The sequence below is a fragment of the Methyloversatilis sp. NSM2 genome, from assembly GCF_038066675.1.
Classification (GTDB): Bacteria; Pseudomonadota; Gammaproteobacteria; order Burkholderiales; family Rhodocyclaceae; genus Methyloversatilis; species Methyloversatilis discipulorum_A.
In genome coordinates this window covers 99,199-121,225 of record NZ_JBBUKV010000010.1, presented here as the reverse complement: position 1 = coordinate 121,225, position 22,027 = coordinate 99,199, and the positions used below count along the sequence as shown (strand labels likewise).

27 protein-coding genes and 1 tRNA gene are annotated in these 22,027 nt (G+C 62.7%); 2 read left to right on the top strand and 26 right to left on the bottom strand.

Annotated elements, in window-relative coordinates; genetic code table 11:
* Positions 1-183 precede the first annotated feature (183 nt).
* From dbpA to WJU27_RS16510, 21 genes are all read right to left on the bottom strand, one after another.
* On the bottom strand, positions 184-1,590 hold the full coding sequence (gene dbpA / locus WJU27_RS16610) for an ATP-dependent RNA helicase DbpA (RefSeq protein WP_341422792.1): 1,407 nt from the start codon (positions 1,588-1,590) through the stop codon (positions 184-186).
* A 98-nt stretch (positions 1,591-1,688) separates the two neighbouring features.
* Positions 1,689-2,201 carry a superoxide dismutase [Cu-Zn] SodC gene (sodC, locus tag WJU27_RS16605; RefSeq protein ID WP_341422791.1) on the bottom strand — a complete coding sequence of 171 codons (513 nt, stop codon included), beginning with the start codon at positions 2,199-2,201 and terminating at the stop codon, positions 1,689-1,691.
* 103 nt (positions 2,202-2,304) lie between these two features.
* A complete protein-coding gene (locus tag WJU27_RS16600) occupies positions 2,305-2,781 on the bottom strand; it encodes a HugZ family pyridoxamine 5'-phosphate oxidase (RefSeq protein ID WP_341422790.1) in 477 nt (158 codons plus the stop codon).
* Positions 2,782-2,786: 5 nt separating this feature from the next.
* The gene (locus tag WJU27_RS16595) at positions 2,787-3,155 is read right to left on the bottom strand and encodes a cupin domain-containing protein (protein ID WP_341422789.1); all 369 of its coding nucleotides are present in this window, start codon (positions 3,153-3,155) and stop codon (positions 2,787-2,789) included.
* Between the two features lie 85 nt (positions 3,156-3,240).
* A complete protein-coding gene (locus WJU27_RS16590) occupies positions 3,241-3,639 on the bottom strand; it encodes a cupin domain-containing protein (protein WP_341422787.1) in 399 nt (132 codons plus the stop codon).
* A gap of 79 nt (positions 3,640-3,718) precedes the next feature.
* Positions 3,719-4,189 carry a DM13 domain-containing protein gene (locus WJU27_RS16585; protein ID WP_296807523.1) on the bottom strand — a complete coding sequence of 157 codons (471 nt, stop codon included), beginning with the start codon at positions 4,187-4,189 and terminating at the stop codon, positions 3,719-3,721.
* 48 nt (positions 4,190-4,237) lie between these two features.
* Positions 4,238-4,666 carry a hypothetical protein gene (locus tag WJU27_RS16580; RefSeq protein ID WP_341422786.1) on the bottom strand — a complete coding sequence of 143 codons (429 nt, stop codon included), beginning with the start codon at positions 4,664-4,666 and terminating at the stop codon, positions 4,238-4,240.
* 44 nt (positions 4,667-4,710) lie between these two features.
* Positions 4,711-4,989, bottom strand: a complete 279-nt coding sequence (locus WJU27_RS16575) for a hypothetical protein (protein ID WP_341422785.1) — start codon at positions 4,987-4,989, stop codon at positions 4,711-4,713.
* Between the two features lie 393 nt (positions 4,990-5,382).
* Positions 5,383-6,081, bottom strand: a complete 699-nt coding sequence (locus WJU27_RS16570; protein ID WP_341422784.1) for a class I SAM-dependent methyltransferase — start codon at positions 6,079-6,081, stop codon at positions 5,383-5,385.
* 202 nt (positions 6,082-6,283) lie between these two features.
* Positions 6,284-6,691, bottom strand: coding sequence for an ester cyclase (locus tag WJU27_RS16565; protein WP_341422783.1), 408 nt, complete (start codon positions 6,689-6,691; stop codon positions 6,284-6,286).
* 655 nt (positions 6,692-7,346) lie between these two features.
* The gene (locus tag WJU27_RS16560; protein ID WP_341422782.1) at positions 7,347-8,210 is read right to left on the bottom strand and encodes a hypothetical protein; all 864 of its coding nucleotides are present in this window, start codon (positions 8,208-8,210) and stop codon (positions 7,347-7,349) included.
* A gap of 251 nt (positions 8,211-8,461) precedes the next feature.
* Positions 8,462-8,947 carry a hypothetical protein gene (locus WJU27_RS16555; RefSeq protein ID WP_341422781.1) on the bottom strand — a complete coding sequence of 162 codons (486 nt, stop codon included), beginning with the start codon at positions 8,945-8,947 and terminating at the stop codon, positions 8,462-8,464.
* A gap of 79 nt (positions 8,948-9,026) precedes the next feature.
* A complete protein-coding gene (locus tag WJU27_RS16550; RefSeq protein ID WP_341422780.1) occupies positions 9,027-9,461 on the bottom strand; it encodes a hypothetical protein in 435 nt (144 codons plus the stop codon).
* Positions 9,462-9,559: 98 nt separating this feature from the next.
* The gene (locus tag WJU27_RS16545) at positions 9,560-10,087 is read right to left on the bottom strand and encodes a hypothetical protein (RefSeq protein WP_341422779.1); all 528 of its coding nucleotides are present in this window, start codon (positions 10,085-10,087) and stop codon (positions 9,560-9,562) included.
* A gap of 152 nt (positions 10,088-10,239) precedes the next feature.
* Positions 10,240-10,521, bottom strand: a complete 282-nt coding sequence (locus WJU27_RS16540) for a hypothetical protein (RefSeq protein ID WP_341422778.1) — start codon at positions 10,519-10,521, stop codon at positions 10,240-10,242.
* 137 nt (positions 10,522-10,658) lie between these two features.
* Complete coding sequence (locus tag WJU27_RS16535) at positions 10,659-11,261, bottom strand: DMP19 family protein (RefSeq protein ID WP_341422777.1); 603 nt, start codon at positions 11,259-11,261, stop codon at positions 10,659-10,661.
* 219 nt (positions 11,262-11,480) lie between these two features.
* Positions 11,481-13,019, bottom strand: coding sequence for a transposase (locus tag WJU27_RS16530; protein WP_341422776.1), 1,539 nt, complete (start codon positions 13,017-13,019; stop codon positions 11,481-11,483).
* Between the two features lie 156 nt (positions 13,020-13,175).
* Complete coding sequence (locus WJU27_RS16525; protein ID WP_341422775.1) at positions 13,176-13,691, bottom strand: hypothetical protein; 516 nt, start codon at positions 13,689-13,691, stop codon at positions 13,176-13,178.
* A gap of 67 nt (positions 13,692-13,758) precedes the next feature.
* The gene (locus WJU27_RS16520) at positions 13,759-14,532 is read right to left on the bottom strand and encodes a hypothetical protein (RefSeq protein ID WP_341422774.1); all 774 of its coding nucleotides are present in this window, start codon (positions 14,530-14,532) and stop codon (positions 13,759-13,761) included.
* A tRNA-OTHER gene (locus tag WJU27_RS16515) sits at positions 14,532-14,618 on the bottom strand. The genes WJU27_RS16520 and WJU27_RS16515 overlap by 1 nt, the downstream gene beginning before the upstream one ends.
* Before the next feature lie 31 nt (positions 14,619-14,649).
* The gene (locus WJU27_RS16510) at positions 14,650-15,045 is read right to left on the bottom strand and encodes a hypothetical protein (protein ID WP_020163345.1); all 396 of its coding nucleotides are present in this window, start codon (positions 15,043-15,045) and stop codon (positions 14,650-14,652) included.
* Positions 15,046-15,175: 130 nt separating this feature from the next.
* Between WJU27_RS16510 and WJU27_RS16505 the strand changes: the two genes are divergently transcribed.
* A complete protein-coding gene (locus tag WJU27_RS16505) occupies positions 15,176-16,189 on the top strand; it encodes an integron integrase (RefSeq protein WP_341422796.1) in 1,014 nt (337 codons plus the stop codon).
* A gap of 226 nt (positions 16,190-16,415) precedes the next feature.
* On the opposite strand, the gene gatB is transcribed toward WJU27_RS16505, so the two are convergent.
* The 5 genes from gatB to gatC form a co-directional block, all read right to left on the bottom strand.
* Entirely contained in the window at positions 16,416-17,885 is a 1,470-nt protein-coding gene (gatB, locus tag WJU27_RS16500; RefSeq protein WP_341422773.1) for an Asp-tRNA(Asn)/Glu-tRNA(Gln) amidotransferase subunit GatB, read from the bottom strand.
* Positions 17,886-17,904: 19 nt separating this feature from the next.
* Positions 17,905-18,411 carry a hypothetical protein gene (locus tag WJU27_RS16495; RefSeq protein WP_341422772.1) on the bottom strand — a complete coding sequence of 169 codons (507 nt, stop codon included), beginning with the start codon at positions 18,409-18,411 and terminating at the stop codon, positions 17,905-17,907.
* On the bottom strand, positions 18,408-18,719 hold the full coding sequence (locus tag WJU27_RS16490) for a hypothetical protein (protein WP_020162874.1): 312 nt from the start codon (positions 18,717-18,719) through the stop codon (positions 18,408-18,410). Before WJU27_RS16490 ends, WJU27_RS16495 begins: the two co-directional genes overlap by 4 nt.
* Before the next feature lie 149 nt (positions 18,720-18,868).
* The gene (gene gatA, locus WJU27_RS16485) at positions 18,869-20,323 is read right to left on the bottom strand and encodes an Asp-tRNA(Asn)/Glu-tRNA(Gln) amidotransferase subunit GatA (RefSeq protein ID WP_341422771.1); all 1,455 of its coding nucleotides are present in this window, start codon (positions 20,321-20,323) and stop codon (positions 18,869-18,871) included.
* An 8-nt stretch (positions 20,324-20,331) separates the two neighbouring features.
* Positions 20,332-20,619, bottom strand: coding sequence for an Asp-tRNA(Asn)/Glu-tRNA(Gln) amidotransferase subunit GatC (gatC, locus tag WJU27_RS16480; RefSeq protein ID WP_304013681.1), 288 nt, complete (start codon positions 20,617-20,619; stop codon positions 20,332-20,334).
* 261 nt (positions 20,620-20,880) lie between these two features.
* Between gatC and WJU27_RS16475 the strand changes: the two genes are divergently transcribed.
* Positions 20,881-21,924: a rod shape-determining protein gene (locus WJU27_RS16475; RefSeq protein WP_019915967.1), complete on the top strand. Its 1,044-nt coding sequence runs from the start codon at positions 20,881-20,883 to the stop codon at positions 21,922-21,924.
* The last annotated feature ends 103 nt before the right edge of the window (positions 21,925-22,027 follow it).

Below are 22,027 nucleotides of genomic sequence, written 5' to 3'. Positions count from 1 at the left end.
GCGGCTCGAATCGAAGCCGCCGGCCCGCCAGCGCCGCATCGCGACCAAAGGTCGCTCCCACAGGGGCTGAGCCCGATCCGCCGCCGGAGCCTGGGCGCGGGTGCTGTGGGAGGGGTCTTGACCCCGACAGCGGCCTGAATCTAAGCCTGCAGACAGCAGCGGCTGTGTCGCGACCGAGGCCGCTTACTCCTCCACCAGCTTCACCTTCACGTACCGCCCCTTCACCATGCCGCCATCCAGCCGCAGCACCGCCTCCTTCGCGATGCTGCGCTCGACGGCGACGAAGGTGAGGTAGTCGGTCACGTCGATGCGGCCGATCTGTTCGCGGGTGAAGCCGGCGTAGGCGGTGAGTGCGCCGAGCACGTCGCCGGGGCGCATCTTTTCCTTGCGGCCGCCCAGTATCTGCAGCGTGGCCATCGGCGGCACCAGCGGTGCGTCGCTGCTCGCTTCGAGTTCGGCCAGCGTGCCCCACTCCAGCGGCCGGCCCTGCGCTTCCTCGATGCGCTGCGCGCGCACCTTCTCGAACGGGGCGACCAGCGCCCAGGCCGCACCTTCGGCGTCGCCGCGGCCGGTGCGGCCGATGCGGTGCACATGCACTTCGGGGTCGGGCGTCAGTTCGACGCTGATCACCGCGTCGAGCGCGTCGATGTCCAGCCCGCGCGCGGCGACGTCGGTCGCCACCAGCACCGACACGCTGCGCTGGGCGAAGCGCAGCAGCGCGCGGTCGCGGTCGCGCTGTTCCAGGTCGCCCGACAGTTCGATCGCCTTGATGCCGGCTTCTCGCAGCGCTGCCACCACCTCGCGGCAGCGCCGCTTGGTATTGCAGAAGGCGATGGTGCTGACCGGCCGGTAATGGCGCAGCAGGCGCAGCACCGCTTCCGGTCGCTGCGCCTCGTCGACCTCGAAGAAGCGCTGGCGGATCTTGTGTTCGGCGTGCTGCATCTCGACCGTGATGCGCTCGGGCGTGCGCAGGAACTGCGCCGCCAGCCGCTCGATGCCATCCGGAAAGGTGGCCGAGAACAGCAGCGTCTGCCGCTCGCGCGGGCACTGGCGCGCGACGTGCGTGATGTCGTCGACGAAGCCCATGTCGAGCATGCGGTCGGCTTCGTCGAGCACCAGCGTATTCACGCCGCGCAGGTCGAGCGTGTTGCGCTCCAGGTGGTCGATGATGCGGCCCGGCGTGCCGACGATGACGTGCGCGCCGTGCGACAGGCTGTCGACCTGCGGGCCGATCTTGCTGCCGCCGCACAGCGTGAGCACCTTGATGTTGTCGGTACCGCGCGCCAGGCGGCGGATTTCCTTCGCCACCTGGTCGGCCAGTTCGCGCGTCGGGCACAGCACCAGCGCCTGCGGCGAGAACCAGCGCGGGTTCAGCCGGGCCAGCAGCGGCAGCGCGAAGGCGGCGGTCTTGCCGCTGCCGGTCTTCGCCTGCGCGATCAGGTCGCGCCCGGCCAGCGCGACCGGCAGCGCGGCCGCCTGCACCGGCGTCATCGCGTCGAAACCGAGCGTGCGCAGGTTGGCGAGGGTGTCAGGCGACAGCGGCAGGCTGTCGAAGGCGGTGTCGGGGGAGGGGGAAGCGGCGGAGGTCATGCCGGATTATCCGCGATCCGGCGTCGCGGCGCCCCTGGTCAACTGTCGCAGCCCTGCCGCATGCAGCGGGGCTGCGACTTAGTGAGCGGCAATGCCGCTCAGCGGATCACGCCGCAGGCCACGCGGGCGCCGCCGCCACCGAGCGGGGCCGGGTGGTCGGCGTGGTTGTCGCCGCCGGCATGCACCATCAGCGAGCGGCCGGCCACGTCGGCCGTTTTGAGTCGCGGTGCGAGCACCGGGTTGGTCGCGTTGCCGGCCGCGTCGACGTAGAGCGGCGGCAGATCGCCGAGGTGGCCGTCGCCCCACGGCGTGCCGTGCTTGTTGCTGCCCGCCGGATCGTAGTGGCCGCCGGCTGCCAGCGCCGGCACCTTCTTGCCGTCCTTGTCCATTGGCTCGCAGCTCGGGTTCTGGTGCACATGGAAGCCGTGCAGTCCGGGTGGCAGGCCCTGCAGTGCCGGCGTGAACACCAGGCCGTAGCGCGTTTCGGAAATCGTCACGTTGCCGACCGGCGTGCCGACGCCCTGCTCGTCCACCACGCTGACCGGGACCACGACATCGGCGCTGGCCGCACCGCTGGTGGCCACCATCAACGCAAGAATCATCTTTTTCATCTGACATCCTCCTTGAGCTCGTCCTTCGGATGCGACGCCATCGAACGGTGCGCGTCGTGCGACAAGCATATCGTCATCACGCCGCCAGGCGGACGACAATCTTTCAGGCGCGACCGGCGACGATGTCCGCAAAGCCCACCGCAGTAAGCGAGCGCGCCTGCGCGAAGCCGCCGACGAAGCGCGCCGACAGCACCGAAATCGCGAACAGCGAGAAGTCGCCGAAGGAGAAAAGCTCCGCGCTCTCCGGCAGCCGCGCCAGATAGGCGGCGCGCGCGTCGTCGTGACCGGGCGATCCGGCCGCGCAGGGTTCGGCCCGCCCGCGCACGCTCAGCCGCGGCAGCGCCAGCGGCGACTCGCCGGCCGCCAGCGGCGCGGTGATCAGCAGCGCGACCTCGGGGTGGGCGCGCAGGTCGGCGGTGTGACTCGCCAGCGCGCTGACGTGGATGACGAAGCAGCCATCGGCCCGCAGCGCCCACGGCACCATCGAAACGGCCGGCTCGCCGTCGTGCAGCGTCGCCAGAGCCGCCACCGGCTGGCTGGCGAGCAACTGGCGCAATGCCTCGGCCTGTTCGGCAGTCATCGTGTTCAGGCGCGCCAGGGCAGGTTCATCACTGTGCCGTCGGGCATCGCTACCGTGTCGCCCAGCGGCATCGCCGACACGAACTCGCTGTCGCTCTCGGCGAAGATCTGGTGCACTGCATGCGCCGGCAGGATGAGCGTGTCGCCAGCGGCGTAACGAAGCTCATGCCCCTCCACAGTTGCCCGCCCGCTGCCGCGGAGGATGAGTACCACCTCTTCGCCGCTGTGGCGGTGCGGCGGGGTCGCGGCGCCGGCTTCCATGCGACCGCGCCACATTTCGATCTGCCGCGCGCCATTGCCCGGCGTGGCGACGCCGGCGATGTGATTGCCCTGCATCGAGTGGGTCTGGTTGCGGGCGCGCGGGAAAAGGGTCATGACGGTTCTCCGAAGTGGGGCGGAAAGGCGGCGCCAGTGTGCCCCTCGCCTTCGTGCGCTGCCGTGAAGCCCGCCACGCCCCCGATCAGGCGGGCGGCCAGGGCTGGACCTTGTCCTGCTCCGCCGGGTCGTTGCGCGCCACCACCGCGCGTGCCGGCTGCGTCGCGCTCAGATTCACCGCCTCGTGCGGCACGCCCGGCGGCACGAACAGGAACTCGCCGGCCCGGCTGATCACCTCGTTCTCCAGCGATTCGCCCCAGCGCGTGAGCACCTCGCCCTCCAGCACATAGATGCCGGTTTCGTAGCCGAGGTGCAGATGCGGCGCCGACCGCGCACCCGGCGGAATCACCACCAGATGCATCGACAGGCCGCGTGCGCCGACGGTCTGGCCGGAAATGCCGACGAAGTAGGGCAGGCGCTGCGCGGTGGACACTTCCGTCGTCGGTGCGACGGCGTGTACGCGAAGGTTCTCGGCGGTGTGCATGGCATCCTCCCTCAGTGTTCCGCTTCCGGTAGGACTCGGCGAATGGCGCCCAGTGGCACCGATTGTCGACGGCCCGTCCCTAGCGGTAGCGCGCGGCGGTGATGAACTGGTTAAAGGTTTCGCACCATACGATCACCGATGAATAGTCGGACGGGTTGACCGAGGCGGGCACTGGCACGACGAAGTTGCGGAAGGTGCGAACGTCGCCGATCCTCACCATGCGGGCCTTGAGCCGGAGGAAGTCGGCTTCGGTCTCGACGAATTCCGGCGACAGATAGAGCTTGTAATCCGGGCCGGGCGCCAGCTCGCCCTCGAACACGATGGCCTCCGCGCCGATCGACACCTTGCCCTCGCCCCAGTGCAGCGCATCGCTGTCTTTCAGATCGCGACGGAAGTGGCCTTCATGGCGCGCCGCTGTCCCCTGCGCGGCCACCTCTTCGGCCGATGGCGCAGGCGGCGCGATCAGGATCGGCAGCGCGTAGATGCCGAGCGCGAAGCCGACCGCGGCCGCCAGGGTATGCGTCAGCGCGAGGAGCAGCGATTTCTTCATGGCGTGTCCGGTCATCAGGGCGGCGGCATCACGGAGCCGCCATCGGCGTCAGCGCCCGCAGCCGCATGGCGTGCGGCCGCGGCCGTTACAGAAAGTGCAGGGCACGTACCGGCCGAGCACCAGGCCGGCGCTGCCCGGTCCCTCGCCCGAACCATGGCAGATGCCGCAGAGCACAGAGCCGCTGTTGTCGCAGCGCTTGCAGTCCGGGGTGCCCGCTGACACGCGGCGCCCGCGGCGGCCCGTCCGCGGGCGCTCGCCGATGCGCAGGCCGAGCTTCTCGGCAATCAGGCCCGATACCGCCAGCAGTGCGACGGTCAGTACGCCCTTGAGCCAGACGGGCGGCATGTCGGCTGACCAGATCAGTCCCAGGCCACCAAAGACTGCGCAGACGACCAGCAGCTCGAGCAGGGTGCGCCAGAACAGCAGGATCAGGCACGCGCCGGCAAGGGTGAGGGCGACGAGGGCTTCGGGCGTCATGATGACCTCCGTCAGGGATTGGGTCGCGTGGCCGGCGCGCCGCGCTATTCGTCCTTCTTCGGCTCCAGCACGAACACCATGCCCAGTGCGCCCACCGAGATCGTGCGTTCATTTACCGTCGTGTAGGACGCGATGCCGAAGGGATGATACGTCGACGTGAAGGCCGTCAGTGCCCCGATGCCGAGCACGCCGGCCAGCGGGCTGCGTTCGGCGATGACCTCCTTGATCTTCGCGTGGTGCTGCTCGGGCGACGGATTGAGCAGAAACGCGGCGGCGGTTACTGCCGTCGCGACCACTGCGGAAATGACTGCGGTCTTGGCCATGGCGAAGTGGGCGGAGCGATTGAGAGTAAGGGGCAAGGCAGTGCATCGACCGATAAGCGTGCGCGGGGTCGGAAACAGCGCGGAAGGCGCCAGCGAGCGCCCGTGCCCCCCTTCGGTGCCTGGGTCAGCGGCACTGCATGGCGGTGAACCTTACCGCGCAGTTGATCCGGTGTCTCCCCTGACACCGTTCGTCGATACGGACGGCCTGGCGACTGGCGCCCGCGTGGGCGCGGCGCTGCAATCGGACACTACCGCCGGAAAGAAAGCCGAAAAGCCGCTGGCGCCGTTACCCGCGCGCGATCTTCTTGGGACTCGGCGCTACCGTTCACCCGCGGTCCGGTTGCCGCGAACTGGCGAGGGCAACCGGACTGGAAACGACCGTCTCACGGCATTTCACGTCGAGCGCCGTGCGCACCAGGCATGGACGAAACCTGCCTGGTAGAACTGGACAGGACGGCTGAAGCCACCGCGTCCGATAATGGCCTCGACCTCGCCCGGCGGAAGAATGGCCACATCCTTCGCCCATGCCGCGTGCGTTTTCTCGATTGCGTCAGCGGGCACCTTGGCTGCGTGGAGCATGCTGACCCAGGCTTTCAGCAAGGTGTCGTACTCGGGTGAGCCCACCGCCGACGACAGATCCGCGCTGGCCAGAATGCCCCCCGGGTGCAACCTCGCAGCGATGGAGCGGAAGAAGCGGGCGCGTTCGTCCTGATCAAGAAAGAACTGCGACACCATGAAGCACGTGGCTGCATCATGAGGCTCGATATCGGGCAAGGATTCCAGATAGCCTTCGTGAAACATGCAGCGCGAGGCGAACGACTCCTTCTCCGCTCTCTGGCGACAGACATCGAGCATCGCTCCGGACGGCTCCACGGCCGTGAAGCGCCAGTGCGGAAACTTTTTGGCCAGGTAGGAAAGCTCCGCACCTGCGCCCAATCCAACACACAGTATCCGGGCGCTGTCAGGCAGCCCGGAGAATATCCATTCAAGCTGAAAATGAAGGCCTTCGTGAACGGGCGCAAGTTTCCTTTGCTGATGTTCATAGCCGGAAGCCTGCTGATCAAACACGGCTTTAAGTTCGTCCTGGTTCATGCGCGGGAAGCCCGATAAAGTTTGATGACGCTACAGAAAAGCCCCATCGCGGGGCAAGTGATTGCGTCCGGCCTTCGCCGGCTCGGGCGCTATACGTGGAGTCGGACCGCCCCCGAGAAAAACGAGGAACCGGCGACGTTCAACGTTTGGGCTTGGGCGACCGCCAAGCCGTGGAGGGTTGCCTCGAGCGAAGGGTCAGGCGTCACTTCCCGCCGTGACGAGACGTCAGCTGCGCTTCGATGGCCGCCTTGTCGATTACTGACCACACACGAGCGATCTTCTCCTCCATGAACTCGTAGAACACGTTCTCGGCAAATGACACCTTGACGCCCCCAACGTTGAGGTTCATGAAGCTTGCCCTCGGCGTGCATCGAAAGTGCAGGCGGCTCGCAACGTACGGAGGATTGACGACGAGCAGTTCGATGTTGAATCGCAGATCGGGGATGTCGGCGAAGTCTTGCTCCAGCATCTCACGGTAGCCCGAAAGGCCAAGCGGTCGACCGTTGTGGGTAGCGTCTTCGTTGACGTAACGTTCCAGCCCTGACAAGTCTCGCCTGTTCAGACAAGCGATGTAGTCGCGATACACGCGTTCCAGTTGTTCCTTGGTCACAGGTGATCTCCTCTGCCGAACCAATCACCAGATGGGCAATCGTGGTGCCTTGCGGTGCGTGTGACGCCAAACTGCGTGTTCAGCTGCGGCGGGCCGTCCGCTTGAGCGGCCGATTAGGGCTAGCGCTGCCATCGCTTGAATGCCTACAAGAGGAGCTGTGCCCAGCACCACAAACACCCCGACTGCGAATAGTTCGACGACGGGCAAAGACTTTGTCGAGGTGGATGACGGGGTCGGTGCCTCCAGGAAATGCGGCCCGACGCCCGGACCAATAAAGACAACCGCGACAGCAACAACAGCAAGCAACACATACAGACTGAAGACGCCAGCTGCAACGAACCGCCATGGACGCGGTAACGCAGACCACCACGCCGTGGCCAGAAGCGCCACAAGAACCAGTGGCAAGCTCACTGTAAGGAAGAGCGTCGATGGCATTGGCGTTTGAACGGATTAGCCCTAACGACGCGGAAGAAAAACCCCATTCCGGGGCAAGCGGTTGCTTCCGGCCTTAGCTGGTTCGAAATCGTTCATCATCGTTACAGCCCCGCGATCCTCGTTTCGTCGTCGTCCTTTGTCTACAGCCTCAACGTTTGGCATGAGGGGAGCATGGAGCGCAGGCCGGAGTGTGTCCCCTCGATGGAAGAGCTGAGAGTCATCACGCGAGCTGCGCGCCAGAAAGGGCTTGAGATTCACGGTCATGCAGATCGACTACCGACCTGAGGGATTCATGGACGACACCAGAACCCATTGACTCAATGTAGCGACAAGCGGCAAAGGCCGCGGCCTTTGCCTCGTAGCCGGCAATCCACTGATTGCGAACTGCGACTGACTCAGATCGGACTGGCCAAACTCCAGGGCGCGGTCGCATGTGTGCTGAGATACCGATACGCCATGGTTTAGCAGTGAGCCTTGCGCGAAAGCAGTTTTGATTTGTACACATGCGGGCGTAGATGGGGTCGACAGACACCTTGGTGAAGAAGCGTTGAACTTCTTCGGCTGCGGCTTCAAACGTTCGATGCGTTGCGAGCACGCGATACCCTGCTGGAGTTCGGTATAGACGTAAGTTCCAGGTGGGATTCTCTGAAATGAAGCTGGCGATCCGTTCGCGTGCCATGCGCTCCGATCCTCCGCCCGCCAGTACAGCCAAGCGGGCGAACAGACTTGCTATCGGTGCGGCGGCGACGAGAGAGGCAAACAACAGACCAAAAGTTGTGCCCCAGCTTCGCAGAGAAATTCCAATTGCCACTGATGCGACAGATAATGCAACAAAGGCGAAAAGCGCTGGCTTGGCGCTCCGTTCGGGCGTGAAGTCTATGTCCGCGAACAGAGCACTCGGAGAGTTGAGGCAATGCGCTCCGTAGGCGTTGCGAGTGATGACTACTTCTCCATGACGGGCCAGGACCTCCTCTCGGATTGGGATGCCTGCCGCGCCGTTGTATGCAACTTTGCGCTCTCTCCGCTCGAGCTTTTCTCCTGCGACGATGCGTTGGAGAGCTTCGTCAGCGCGTGCCTCAGCCATGAGTTGTGCGTCAGCTTGACTGGACATGGACCAGCCATACCTGCGAACGGTGACTTGCTTGGCGGAGGTTCTGTACTGTCTTCGGGCTTCGGCCCAATAGTCGGGAACGATCATCTTTTTGTATGCCTGAGGAGGTGCAGACTATGACGCCCAACGACGAAAGTAACCGGACGCCGCGCGAGGCGGATAGCTGAAAGCTAAAGGCGGGTGTTCGGCGGTCCGGTTGACTGGATTGTTGGGCGACGCGCGATTCATGGCTCAGACGCAATACTCTGTATTTTGTTAAGCATGAAGTTGTACTGCCTGTCGTTTATTTCACCAACCTTCGCTAAGTGTTCCTTCATATGTTCTGCGCTTATGCATGCCTCTTTCGCATTGCCTTTCTGTCTGTAGGCAACCATCGTCTGTGCTGCGAGACCAAATAGGGCCAGCGACGAACGCTTTTGCTTCTCAAAGCTGACGAAGTCGTCAGATTTCAATATTTCTGCGAAAAACTTTGTGCGATCGGAAGCCGTCCACGTTCCGCGTTGGATTAACGAGGAAGCGACTAAATCGATTTGCTTTTGAATAGCAGCTTCCTTGGCTTTTCTATCATCTCGCAAACGCACAATGTCAGTATCGAGCTTTTCGACGTTGGCGCTTGCCACCTTTTCATCGTCACATTCACCGACAGCTGCGCTCGATAGAGCCCAACCGCCTAAAACACAGCTAACGAGAATACCTACTACGAATTTCATTCAGTCTCCCTGTGTCGCCAAACGTTTGACATGAGAGGCCCGACCCGGCTTGCCGGGGCGGGTCCTCTCGATCGAAATGTTAGGCGCCATGTTGTTGCAGTGCCTTACGAATTGCTGCGGCAGAAATGGCATACCTCAGCCAATAAGCCCCTCCGATAAAAAAGGGGACTGCTATGAAAGAACTTACTCCAAGCCACGTTAGATAGAGGCAGGCGCCGGCAGCGATAAACATTGCTACCGACGCAATACCACTTGCGCCTGCGGTAGGCGCAGCAATTTCACGAGTTTGATGGTTTACCCAACCCTTAAGCGTTTTCCAGTTGTTTGGGGTGCTTAGTAAAGCAGTGACTGTGTCTCCGGCCTCTATACGTGGGTGACCTGGAATTTCGACCCCGTAATACTTGCCGGAAGAAGTCTCGAAACCGAATAAGGAGTGCGCAGGCTTCTCGTAGTCACGAAAACGCACTACGTCGAATACGCGATTGAATGTGATGGTTACGCGATGAAGTCTCATGGCGTCTAACGTTGCGAAGAGGGGCGGCCGGAGCGCAGCGGAGGGAACCACAAGCGTAGCTTGTGGCCATCCCTCTCGACCGCCAGGTTAGCCATAGATTACTTGCAAGCATTTTTTCCTGAGCACGCTATCAATAGTAGCGGAAATCCGAACAGGATAAGAACGCCGTCGACAGTAGCAGTGATCGGGGTGGCGGCCATCCGCGATGCGCGATTCAAAGCACTCTTAGGCTCCGAGATGGCCACCACATATGGTTTGTTTAACTTTATTTCAACGCCTCTTGCAAAGCCGTCGGCAGAGTATCGCCTCCCCTTTAACTGGAACTCCCTGCGGAAGCTCGGCCCATGAAAGCCAAGCTTCGACAGAAGCTGTTCTTGCTCTGATTTTTTGGCTAAAGCATCAATCCAAAATTTTCCAGATATGCCCAAGTCGTCGGAAACGGAAAACTCCCCGAAACTTGCTGTAAGTTTGTCGCGAATGTTGCTTCTCAGTACTTCTGCAAGTCCTGGTGGCGCATCGAACACGTAGTGGTATTTCTCTCCGACAACGGCTACCCACAATCCATCTTGCGCAAGCAACAGATCACTTACCTGTTCTTTGTAATATAACCTGTCATTTTCCAGCATCTGCCGAGTAATACACCCCGTAGTAAGGAGAGGCGTAAGAGTGACAATAAATAGTTGTCGGCGCGTAATCATCTGGTGGCTAACGTGCAAAATAAATGGCGTGCCGCTTGCGGCACGTCCAAGCGCCGGAGAGGCGCGGTTTGACTGGAATGTTAGGGCGCATTGTCGACGAGCTCCATTTCGTGGGGATCGAGCGCTATTGAGTGAGAATGGCAGTAACCTTCTTGTTCATTGGGCCATGACTTTCTTACCCACGGATGGCCGTACTCGTCGATTTCCTCGACCACAAAGACTTCACCAATCATTGAGAGAACGTCTTGTCTTTCCTCGCTCGGAAGCTCATCGAGCCAGTTTCTGGAAAGACAGAGGAGACGAACTTTCGATCCGATATGCACCGGCTTGCCGTTCTTGTCCGTGGAGAGCGTGGTTGTCATAGCTTTTGCGCTCTAACGTTTGAGGTAACGCGCCCGTGCCGGCAGGACGCTTGGGGCGCGAGACACATGATAGGCCTGGGTGTCTCGCGCCCAAAGAGGCCTGCTGGTATGGGTCGCGTTGACCGAAGGGTTAGGCCTCATTGCGGTGCCAGCTGTGCGGCTGACATGGCGCGCATGAACCTTACACGACAGGCGTCAAGGTCACTTTGATGAACATGAAAGTCATGTGTCACAGTCTCCGAGTCTGGAATCTCGCTTGGGCGCGGAAGGCTGTACTCGTCGACTACTGTCAAGAGATATGGGAAGTGATGGCTGAACACTCCGATTGCCTCTTGAAGTACGCGCAGAGAACTCTCAGCGCCGATCATCCTTAGTCCCGCAATTGCATCTCGGACAGCCTGGGCGTCATGGTTGCCAAAGAACTGCGTGAATGCTCCGTTCCTGACCTCTGCTTCGAGAATCCAGACAGCATGCAGGAGCAGCACCTCGTTGGTGAAGTCCTGCCGCGAAAGTTGCCTGCCCGCCCGAAGGACATCGGCCTCTTTCAGCCTAACGTGATTCGATATCGCTCTGTGGATGTCATTGTCCGCAACTGATGCCAGGACTGCGGGCGTTAGACTCCTAAAGCCATGCCAAGGAGAAAAGTTGTTTGGGTTGAAGGGAGCATCGGGTGCGAGGTGATCTTCGGCCGTAAGAGTCTTCTCGGCCCTGTGCTTGGGCTTTCTGAACCACTTGAACAACTTTGGTCTCCTCGACGCTTCCGCGATTCTGAATGAGGCCTAACGACGCTGTAGAAATACCCCATTCCGGGGCAAGCGATTGCTTCCGGCCGTTGCCGGTTCGAAGTCGTTCATCCTCATTTCAGTCCCGCGATCGTCGTTTCATGTTCGTCCCCTGCCGGTTGCCTTGGGCCGTGCTGTTCGCCATCGCGGCGGTATCTTTTCCGCCCGCAAGCTTACCTAATTCGCGTATCCATGGTGCCCGAGCTTTTCGATGTTGTGCACCATGCAGTACAGCTTCCACTGCCCATCCACTTTTGTGCACCCACGCAGCGTGAATCGGGTGAGCCGTTTGTTGTGCCGCAGGTTGCCGAACACCGGTTCGACGGTGGCGAAGCGCGCGGCGATCATCCGTTTGCCCTCAGCGGAATCGATGCGCCGCTTCATCCGCTCGGTGTGTGATTCCGTGTGGCCTCGCTTGCCACGGAAGAAGGCGACCTGCCTCACCTTCGTCGTCTCCGGCGTGCGCAGGCAGCGGGTGCGCTGGGCGCACGGTACGCAGTCGCGCGCGGCCCCGGTGTATTTGGTGGCGGCGTAGCCGTTGATCGTGCATTCACCGCCGTTTCGATAGAGGCGCTTGCCCGCCGGGCAGAGGCAGTGGCTGCGGTCCGGCGCTTCGGTGAAGTCGGTGTTGGCGTAGCGGCGGGTCCTGCTGGCGGTGCGCGCTTCCTTCGCCTTCTCGCTCTTGTCCCACAGCGCATCGGGTTTCGCTTTGTGCTTTGCCTGATCGGCGTATCGCGGGTCGCGTTGCCGGTAGCCGTTGTCGCAGACCCAGGCGGGGATGTTCCGGCTATCCAGTCCAGCGAGATTCTTTTCGGAGTGATAGCCGGCATCGGCGCAGATCGCCGTGTGCTGTTCTCGCTGTGTGAGGATTGCGTCGACCACGGGCAACAGCAGTTCCTGTTCCGACCCGGTGCCGTGCGCCTGGGCATCGACCACGATCTGGTGGGCGGCATCGACGGCTGCTACGCCGGTATAGCCCTGAACCACGCCCTTGGCGGTGGCCATCTTGGCCGAGTCGTTGTCGGTGCGGTTGGAGAGGCGCAGCGCGCCCTTGACGCCCCGTCGGTCATCCGGGTGACCTGCGAGCCAGTCGCGGATCTTTGCTGCTTCGTGGCTCAAGCGTTCGCGGGTGCGCTGCGCGCGGGCGGCCTCGTCGTCGCAGCCGGCGGCATCGCGCGCCTTCTGCTCGGTAATCATGCGCTGCACGGCCGCTTCCATCTTCACCGCCTCGCGTTCGAAATCGGCACGCGTACCGCTCTTCGCCTTGGAGGCATTCGAGGGCAGTTTCACGCCATCGATGGCGAAGAGCTCGCGCCCGATCAGCCCCTGGCGGTCGCACACCAGCAGGACCTCAGTGAAGAGCGTCTGCGCTTCATCGCCCAGACTGCTGATGAAGTGCGCGACGGTGGTGAAGTGCGGTGCGCTGTCGCCGGAGACGGCCATGAAGAGCACGTTGGTGCGGCAGGCACTGGCGATGGAGCGGGAGCTGATCAGCCCGCGCGAGTATCCGAGCAGCACGATCTTGAGCAGCACCGCAGGATCGAAGGCCGGGGCACCGCCGGCATCGTTGGCATAGCGGGCTCGGAGCGCGGAGAGATCGAGTTCGTTGTCGACCAGGTGGCAGAGCGCGAACTCAAAGGTACCGGGCAGCACCTGCTGCGCGAAATCGACCGGGATCAACTTCAGGCCGTAGTCGGGTGTCTTGAATCGCGGCATCGCGGGGCTCCGGAGAGGCGATGCGGAATCATAACAACGGCATGTAAACGGGTGAGGGTGGGGAGGGGTTTTTCTACAGCCTCAACGTTTGGTTAAGGGGCGGGCTTTAGCCCGTCCCAGTGAGCGAAGCGAACGGTTTGAACCATTAGTTAGGAGTCATGTCACCACGTACTCGATGTCGATATTTGGAGGGAGGCCTTGTGCGATATGACCCTCTTGTTCAATAAGCCGCAGAGCGTCAGGGCCAGCGCACACGCCTCGCGCATGACGAGGTGGCCACTGCTTTCTGATCCAGCGGGAGATCTGCCCGAAGTATCTCTTCCCTTGAGCAAGTTCTTCGATCCGCGTTTTGTCTGAGAAGTCCAAAAACAAATTTCCGTGAATGAGGTAGTTCTTAGACTCGTGCCTCATCGTATAAGACGGGCACCACATTATTAGGGGATCGGTGACAGTGGATATTCGGTATGAGAAGTTTTTAGCGGGGCCGGGGTAGGGATGAAGTTCTTCGGGCTTAAGAAAGGATATAAATCCATTGAAGGTATCTTTCGATGTTTCTCTGAGAACGCCAGGTAGCTCGAACTGACCTTCGTATACGTGTAGTTGCAGCGACTCGATGTAGCGCCGGAGCATCTCGTTATCCGCAGGCCCGGCGTAGAAAAGAAGACTCGCCATGACTCGTTGTGACTCCTAACGCTTGAATTAAGCCGCGCCGCGAAGCGGCGTCGGCTTGAATGAATTGTTAGCCCGTGCGCTTTAACGCTGCGTATGAATTTGCTAGAAAGCTACAGTTCGTACGTAAATACATCTCACCCTTCTTGAGTCCATGCTCACCTTGAGCAGACTTTTCGACAGCCTCGAGCTCGCTGGAAAAACCAAAGGTCTCGATCCATTCTTTGAGATCATCAACTGTCGCTGGGGGAAAGAAAGATTTGTCGATTCTGCGTGCAAGGTTGATGCTCATGGCTACAAGCGATGATGCGCCCTTTAGCGTGAATGTTTCCGACTCAAAGTCAGTTATCAGCTTTGCCGGATCAAGATTCTTGTAATTTGCTTTGATCTCAGGCGAGGCTTTTAAAAGAATGTCGCGCTGCCTGCTACTCAGAGCTGCGTTTGACTTCGGATGAACAATCCGGTTTCTCCAGTGAATCAACAGCGATGGACCAAGAACCAAATAGTCTTCGCTCGATCCTGTAAGGCGATTCAGCGATACAAGTTTCTCAGCGTTTGAGAGCTCGGACCAATTGGAAGGGCGCGTGAGGCATGGATAGCTAACGACTGTGTCCACGTACTCTGTTAGCGCAGTAGCAACGAACACCAAGCTCGACTTTACAAGAAATAGGCGCGATTTTCGCGCTGAGGTGACTACGTCGGCAGGCTTCCAAGTGATGTCGAGATCATCAGGCTTTCGGACATCCCCATGCTCCAGTCCACTTAGAGCCACCACTGCGGTGTTGAGGTGGTGAACAGTCTGTCCGACGTTGCTGAGAAAAAAAGATAAGGCAGGTGTTGGCATAGGGCGTCCGGGAATTGAACCCGGTCTCCAGGCTTTAAGTTTGTTGATCTTAATAGGCCGGCGTTTCACCTTCTAACTCACGCCCCGGGTGAGCGTAGCACGGGCTAACGTGAAAGCTCAGCGGCGCCAAAAAGGCGGTAGCCTTTTTGGCGTCCGATGGAGCGCCTTGTTGGGCGCTTTTCGTTTACCAAGGACAAGCCCGCCAAGCGCACCCACGGCAACCAGCAGAGATGAAGCGGCGGCCGAGAAAAAGTACACCATGCCTTGCTCGTTCAATATTGCCGTTCTCATGTAGGGCTCCTGCCACAGGTCCCAAGTACCCCACAGCATGATTGCCCCTAAGCCCATGCCGAGTAAGGCTAGCCACCAGCGGAACCCAGCCAACGCCAAGGCGGCAGCGCCGAATAAGATGCCTTGCAGCAGAAGAAAACCAATGGTCGGAATCTTGTCCGACACCTCTGCGGCTGCAAGTGTCGGTATAAGCAACCCGAAGAGCAGAACTGTGATTCTCATGACGCCCAACGTGATGTATACATCATGACTGCGTGATATATCAGAAGCGTGCGTGATATTCCAGTGGACCGGGCAACCCATTTGGCATTGAAATCAGCGCTTAGGTCTCTATGCTGTGTTTACGTACAGTATGGAGGCTGCGGTGTTACACGAACAGGAGCGTGAACAGGGTCAGGCGCCCCGCTTGCTCGATCAGGTGAGGGAGAGAATACGCTACAGGCATTACAGCCTGCGTACTGAGCGGGCGTATGTGCATTGGGTACGCGGCTTCGTCCGGTTCCACGGACTTCGGCATCCGCGGGAAATGGGCGTCGAGGAGGTCGAGGCGTTTCTTCGATGGTTGGCCGGTGAGCGCAGCGTGGCGCCTTCGACGCATAACCAGGCTCTGTCGGCCCTCCTGTTTCTGTATCGCGAGGTGCTCGGCGTTCAGTTGCCGTGGCTCAACGAGATTGGGCGGCCAAAGGCGCGCGAGCGCGTTCCGGTGGTGTTGTCGATGGCGGAAGTCCGGCGCGTGCTGGATGCGGCGGCGGGGGTCGAGGGCGAGGTGTTGCATCTGCTCTACGGTACCGGCATGCGTCTGATGGAGGCCTTGCGGTTGCGCGTCAAGGATGTTGATTTCGAGCGTGGCGAGATCGTGGTGCGCGAGGGTAAGGGCGGGAAGGATCGGCGGGTCATGTTGCCGCAGGCCTTGAGCGCAGTGCTTGCAGCCCGTCTGCTGCAGACGAGGGTGATCTGGAAGGGCGATCGGGCCGAGGACCGCGGAGGGGTGCATATGCCGGATGCGTTGGAGCGCAAGTATCCGCGTGCAGCCATGTCGTGGGGCTGGTTCTGGGTGTGGCCATCGGAACGGCTATCGATAGATCCGCAGACAGGCGTAGTGCGCCGTCACCATCTTTTCGAGCAGCGCATCCAGCGAGCCTTGCGTCGTGCGGCGCACACGGCACGAATCGTGAAGCCGGTCACCGTGCATACCTTGCGCCATTCCTTCGCAACCCATCTGCTGGAGTCCGGCCACGACATCCGCACCGTGCAGGAACTGCTCGGCCATGCGGATGTAAGTACGACCATGATCTACACGCACGTGCTGAATCGCGGGGCGCACGGCGTCCGGTCGCCGCTGGATGCATTGGGGATGGTTCGCTAAGGTACGGCAGGCCGCCGCGGAACGCGAACTGGAATGGGTGGCGCGGATTACCCGCGACGCCGCTCTTGCCGCGTTTCGCGTACGGACGATGTGGTGAGGGTGGGCTTCTGTTTGCGGCCATGGCGTGATCCATGGTCTGCGGCGTTCAGGCGCTGCGGCCCTCACCCGGCACTGTGCGCCACCCTCACCCGCTGACGCGGATGAGGGCAAAACCGTTGCACCTGACTCAGCCGCCCAGCTTCTTTTTCAGAAGTTCATTCACCTGCGCCGGGCTGGCTTTGCCGCGGCTGGCTTTCATCACCTGGCCGACCAGGGCGTTGAAGGCCTTTTCCTTGCCGGCGCGGTATTCCTCGACCGATTTCGGGTTGGCGGCGAGCACTTCGTCGATGATGGGTTCGATGGCCGAGGCGTCGGTCACCTGCTTCAGGCCCTGCGCCTCGATGATGGCGTCGGCGTCCTTGCCTTCGCCGTTCCACAGCGCGTCGAACACCTTCTTGGCAATGCTGTTCGAAATGGTGTTGTCGGCGATGCGGGCAACGAGGCCGGCGAGCTGGGCCGGGCTGACCGGGCTTTGCGCGATGTCGCGCTCTTCGCGGTTCAGCCGTGCGGCCAGTTCGCCCATGACCCAGTTGGCGAGCGGTTTAGCCAACTGAGTGGCCTGCGCGGCGCCGGCGATGGCGAGCGCGTCGGTGAAGTACTGGGCGGTTTCACGGCTGGCGGTGATGCCGGCGGCGTCGTAGGCGGACAGGCCGTAGTCCGATTGCAGCCGCGCGGCCAGCGCGGCCGGCAGTTCGGGCATCGCGCGGCGCACCTCGTCCACCCACTCGGCGGCGATTACCAGCGGCGGCAGGTCGGGGTCGGGGAAGTAGCGGTAGTCGTGCGCGTCTTCCTTGCTGCGCATCATGCGGGTTTCGCCGGTGTCGGGGTCGAACAGCACGGTGGCCTGCTGGATCTTGTGGCCGTCCTCGATCTGTTCGATCTGCCAGTTGATCTCGTAGTCGATCGCCTGCTGCAGGAAGCGGAAGCTGTTCAGGTTCTTGATTTCGCGGCGGGTGCCCAGCGGCTCGCCCGGGCGGCGCACGCTCACGTTGGCGTCGCAGCGGAAGCTGCCTTCCTGCATGTTGCCGTCGCAGATGTCTACCCAGCGCACCAGCGCATGCAGCGCGCGCGCATAGGCCACCGCCTCGGCGCTCGATGACATGTCGGGCTCGCTGACGATTTCCAGCAGCGGCGTGCCGGCGCGGTTCAGGTCTATGCCCGACATGCCATGGAAATCCTCGTGCAGGCTCTTGCCGGCGTCTTCTTCGAGGTGGGCGCGGGTGAGGCGCACCACTTTTTCGTAAGCCTTGTCACCCTCGCCGACACGTATCGTCAGCGTGCCGCCCTGCACCACCGGCAGTTCGTACTGGCTGATCTGATAGCCCTTCGGCAGGTCGGGGTAGAAGTAATTCTTGCGCGCGAACACCGAGCGCGGTGCGACGGTGGCGCCGATGGCGAGGCCGAAGCGGATGGCGCGCTCGACGGCGGCGCGGTTCATCACCGGCAGCACGCCGGGCAGCGCCAGGTCGACCGGGCTGGCCTGCGCGTTGGGCGCGGCGCCGAAGGCGGTCGAGCTGCCGGAGAAGATTTTCGAGGCCGTGTTCAGCTGGGTATGTGTTTCCAGACCGATCACGACTTCCCAGTTCGCTCTGCTCATGGTGCTTTCTCTCTGTGCTTTACCGGCAGTTGCCGGTCCTGCGGCTCACCAGCGTGGGCCACAGGTAATCGTGTGCGCCGGGCGTGCAGTACGCGGCGCAGTTGCGGTAGGACACGGTCACTTCGTCCTTCTGTTCCCACATGCTGATGGTGCAGGCACCGGCGACCAGCGTGGGCGTGTGATCGAAACTCGTCTGCCGGAAAGCCGACAGGTCGAAGCTGCAGCGACCCTTGCTGCCCATGTTCACGTCGGAGGCGAAACGTTCGACCTTCGAATTCTTCACTTCCAGCTGCAGCCGGCCTTCGGTGCCGACCTCGTCGCGGTAGCTGCAGTCGGCCTTCGCCTGCAGCGGCCGCGCGGGAATCGGCAGCGGCTTGGTGCTCTTGATCGGCGGCTTCGGACGCCCCGCTTCCGGCGTCTGTGCCGGCGGCAGCGGTCGCTGTTGCGACGGCGGCTGCTGCAGAGGGGCGCAAGCGGCAAGCAGCGCCAGCGCCGCGATCAGCGGCAGCGCGAAACGAAAGGTCAAAGCAGTTCGTCCCGCTTCTTGCGCAGACCGTCGGGCATCTTCAGCGAGGTCTTGTCCCAGCCCTCGATGTCGAGCACGCGGTCGAGCGCCTCTTCGAGCAGCGCGTGCGCGCGGAAAACGGCGTCGGCGATGGTGCGATGGCTGTCGGCCATGTCAGGCATTTCGCTCATGCAGTTCATCTGGTACTGGTGCAGCGTGCGCAGCTCCATCATCTGCGCCGCCAGCTGGGCCGGACATGCGCACATGTAGATGCCGGCCTGGTCGAGTATCAGTTGCAGCTGCGTGCTGCTGTAGCGGAATGTCTGCATCGTGTCAGTTCCGCACGGCCGTTCCGAAGGAACTGAGCTTCACCACAGCCAATGAAACGAGCGTCGCGCCGCCCGCAGGGCCGCCCCAAGGGCGAGCGCAGCCCCCTCGGGGGGCAGCGAGCGCAGTGAGCGTGGGGGCTTTTTTCATGTCAGTTCTCCGGTGTGCGCAGGTGCCAGTCGGTCGCCTGCTGGAACTGGTGGGCGGCGCCCAGCATGCGCGCCTCGTCGAACCAGCGGCCGACGATCTGCAAGCCGACCGGCAGGCCGTCGGCGCCGAAGCCGGCGGGAATGCTCATGCCCGGCAGGCCGGCCAGATTGATCGACGTGGTGTAGATGTCGCCGAGGTACATCGCCAGCGGGTCTTCGTCGTTCTGGCCGATGCGGTAGGCGGTGTTCGGCGTGGTCGGCCCCATGATGAGGTCGCACTGCGCGAAGGCCGCTTCGTAATCTTCGGCGATCAGCCGGCGCACCTTCTGCGCCTGCAGGTAGTAGGCGTCGTAGTAGCCGTGCGACAGCACGTAGGTGCCGATCAGGATGCGCCGCTTCACCTCGGCGCCGAAACCCTGAGCGCGCGTCTTTGCGTACATGTCGTCGAGGTTGCCGTACTCGGGGGCGCGGTAACCGTAGCGCACGCCGTCGAAGCGGCTGAGGTTGGAGCTGGCTTCCGCCGGCGCGATGACGTAGTAGGCCGGCACCGCCATGCCCGAGCGCGGCAGGCTCACCTCGACGGTGACCGCGCCCAGCGTGCGGAAGGTGGCGAGCGCGGCCTTGACCGCGGCGCGCACGTCGGCCGACATGCCGTCGCCGAAGAATTCCTTCGGTACGCCGATGCGCAGGCCGGCCAGCGGCTGCGCCAGCGCGCGGGTGTAGTCCTCGGCCGGTCGCTGCAGGCTGGTCGAGTCGCGTTCGTCGAAGCCGGCGAAGGCGTTCAGCAGCAGCGCGCAGTCTTCGGCGGTGCGCGCCATCGGACCGCCCTGGTCGAGGCTGGAGGCGTAGGCGATCATGCCCCAGCGCGACACGACGCCGTAGGTCGGCTTGATGCCGCTGATGCCGCAGAAGGCAGCCGGCTGGCGGATCGAACCGCCGGTGTCGGTGCCGCTGGCGGCCGGCGCCAGGCCGGCGGCGATGGCCGCGGCCGAACCGCCGCTCGATCCGCCCGGCACGTGATCCGTGTTCCACGGGTTGCGCACTGCGCCGTAGTAGCTCGATTCGTTGGTCGAGCCCATCGCGAACTCGTCCATATTCGTGCGGCCCAGCGTGACCAGGCCGGCGGCGCGCGAGCGCTCGATCAGGCCGGCGTCGTAGGGCGCGGCGAAGCTTTCCAGCATCTTCGAGCCGCAGCGGGCGTGCCAGCCGGTCTGGCAGAAGATGTCCTTGTGCGCGATCGGCACGCCGGTCAGCAGGCCGGCCCGACCTTCGGCGCGCAGCGCGTCGGCGGCGCGGGCTTCGGTCAGGGTCTGTTCGTCGTTCAGTTCGACATAGGCGTTCAGCGCGGCGTTGGCGGCGCGGATGCGCGCCAGGTAGTCCTGCGCCAGCTCGACGGCCGACGCTTCGCCTGCCGCCAGCTTCGCGGCCAGCGACTTCACGGTTTCGGGGCTGCTCATACGATCGCTCATTCGATGACTTTGGGCACGAGATACAGGCCGTCCTCGACCGCCGGGGCCACCGCCTGGTAGGCGGCTCGGCGGTCGCTTTCGGTCACGCGGTCCTCGCGCAGGCGCAGCACCAGATCTGTGGCGTGCGCCATCGGCTCGACGCCGGTGGTGTCGATGGCCTGCAGCTGCTCGATCAGGCCAAGCATGGAATTGAGGTGGCTGCGCGTGCGTTCGAGTTCTGCGTCGGGCAGTTCGATGCGCGCCAGCTTCGCAATGTGGCGGACTTCTTGGTCGGTCAGGGACATGGAATGCAGATCCGGGGTGTCAGGTGCCGGGGCACCCGCAGGCAAAGATGTTTCGGTTCAAGGAGCTTATGCACTGTTGGGTTATCATTATGAACCATTCAGGCTGCCCGCCCGGCAGCTGGCCCGAACGTCCGGCCGCCACTCGCGGCCCGGGTCCGACGAAAGCTGCCGCCGGGTCGCCCGCCGCAACACCGCTGCTGACCACACCCGACCCGATTCCTGTTCCGGCCGCTGAGCGGCCGCTTTCATATAAGACCATCCATGTTCGGTTTCCTGCGTTCCTATTTTTCCAATGATCTGGCCATCGACCTCGGCACCGCCAACACGCTGATCTACGTGCGTGGCCAGGGCATCGTGCTGGACGAACCTTCGGTTGTCGCCATCCGCACCGAAGGCGGCCCCAACGCCAAGAAAACCATCCAGGCCGTGGGTCTGCAGGCCAAGCTGATGCTCGGCAAGACGCCGGGCAACATCACTGCCATCCGGCCGATGAAGGACGGCGTGATCGCCGACTTCACGGTGACCGAGCAGATGCTCAAGCAGTTCATCAAGAAGGTGCACGACTCGCGGCTGTTCTCGCCGTCGCCCCGGATAATCATCTGCGTGCCCTGCGGCTCCACCCAGGTCGAACGCCGCGCCATCCGTGAATCGGCGCTCGGTGCCGGCGCCAGCCAGGTGTACCTGATCGAGGAACCGATGGCCGCCGCGATCGGCGCCGGTCTGCCGGTGTCGGAAGCGACCGGCTCGATGGTGGTCGATATCGGCGGCGGCACCACCGAAGTCGGCGTGATCTCGCTCGGCGGCATGGTGTACGCCGGCAGCGTGCGCGTCGGCGGCGACAAGTTCGACGAAGCCATCATCAATTACATCCGCCGCAACTACGGCATGCTGATCGGCGAAACCACTGCCGAGGCGATCAAGAAGGAAATCGGCTCCGCCTTCCCCGGCTCCGAGGTGAAGGAGATGGAAGTGAAGGGCCGCAACCTGGCCGAAGGCATCCCGCGCAGCTTCACCATTTCGTCGAACGAAATTCTCGAGGCGCTGACCGAGCCGCTGAACCAGATCGTGTCGGCGGTGAAGAGCGCACTCGAACAGACCCCGCCGGAACTGGGCGCCGACATCGCCGAGCGCGGCATGGTGCTGACCGGCGGCGGCGCGCTGCTGCGCGACCTCTACCGTCTGCTGATGGAAGAGACCGGCCTGCCGGTGGTGGTGGCCGACGACCCGCTCACCTGCGTGGTGCGCGGCTCCGGCACCGCGCTGGAGAAGATGGACCAGCTCGGCAGCATCTTCGCCAACGAGTGATCCAGCCCGTGACGTCCCGCCTGCTCACGCCCGCCTCGCCGCTGGCGCGGCGGGACGCCCGCCGCGCGGTGTGCGCGGCACCTTCGTGACGGTTTCCTGATTC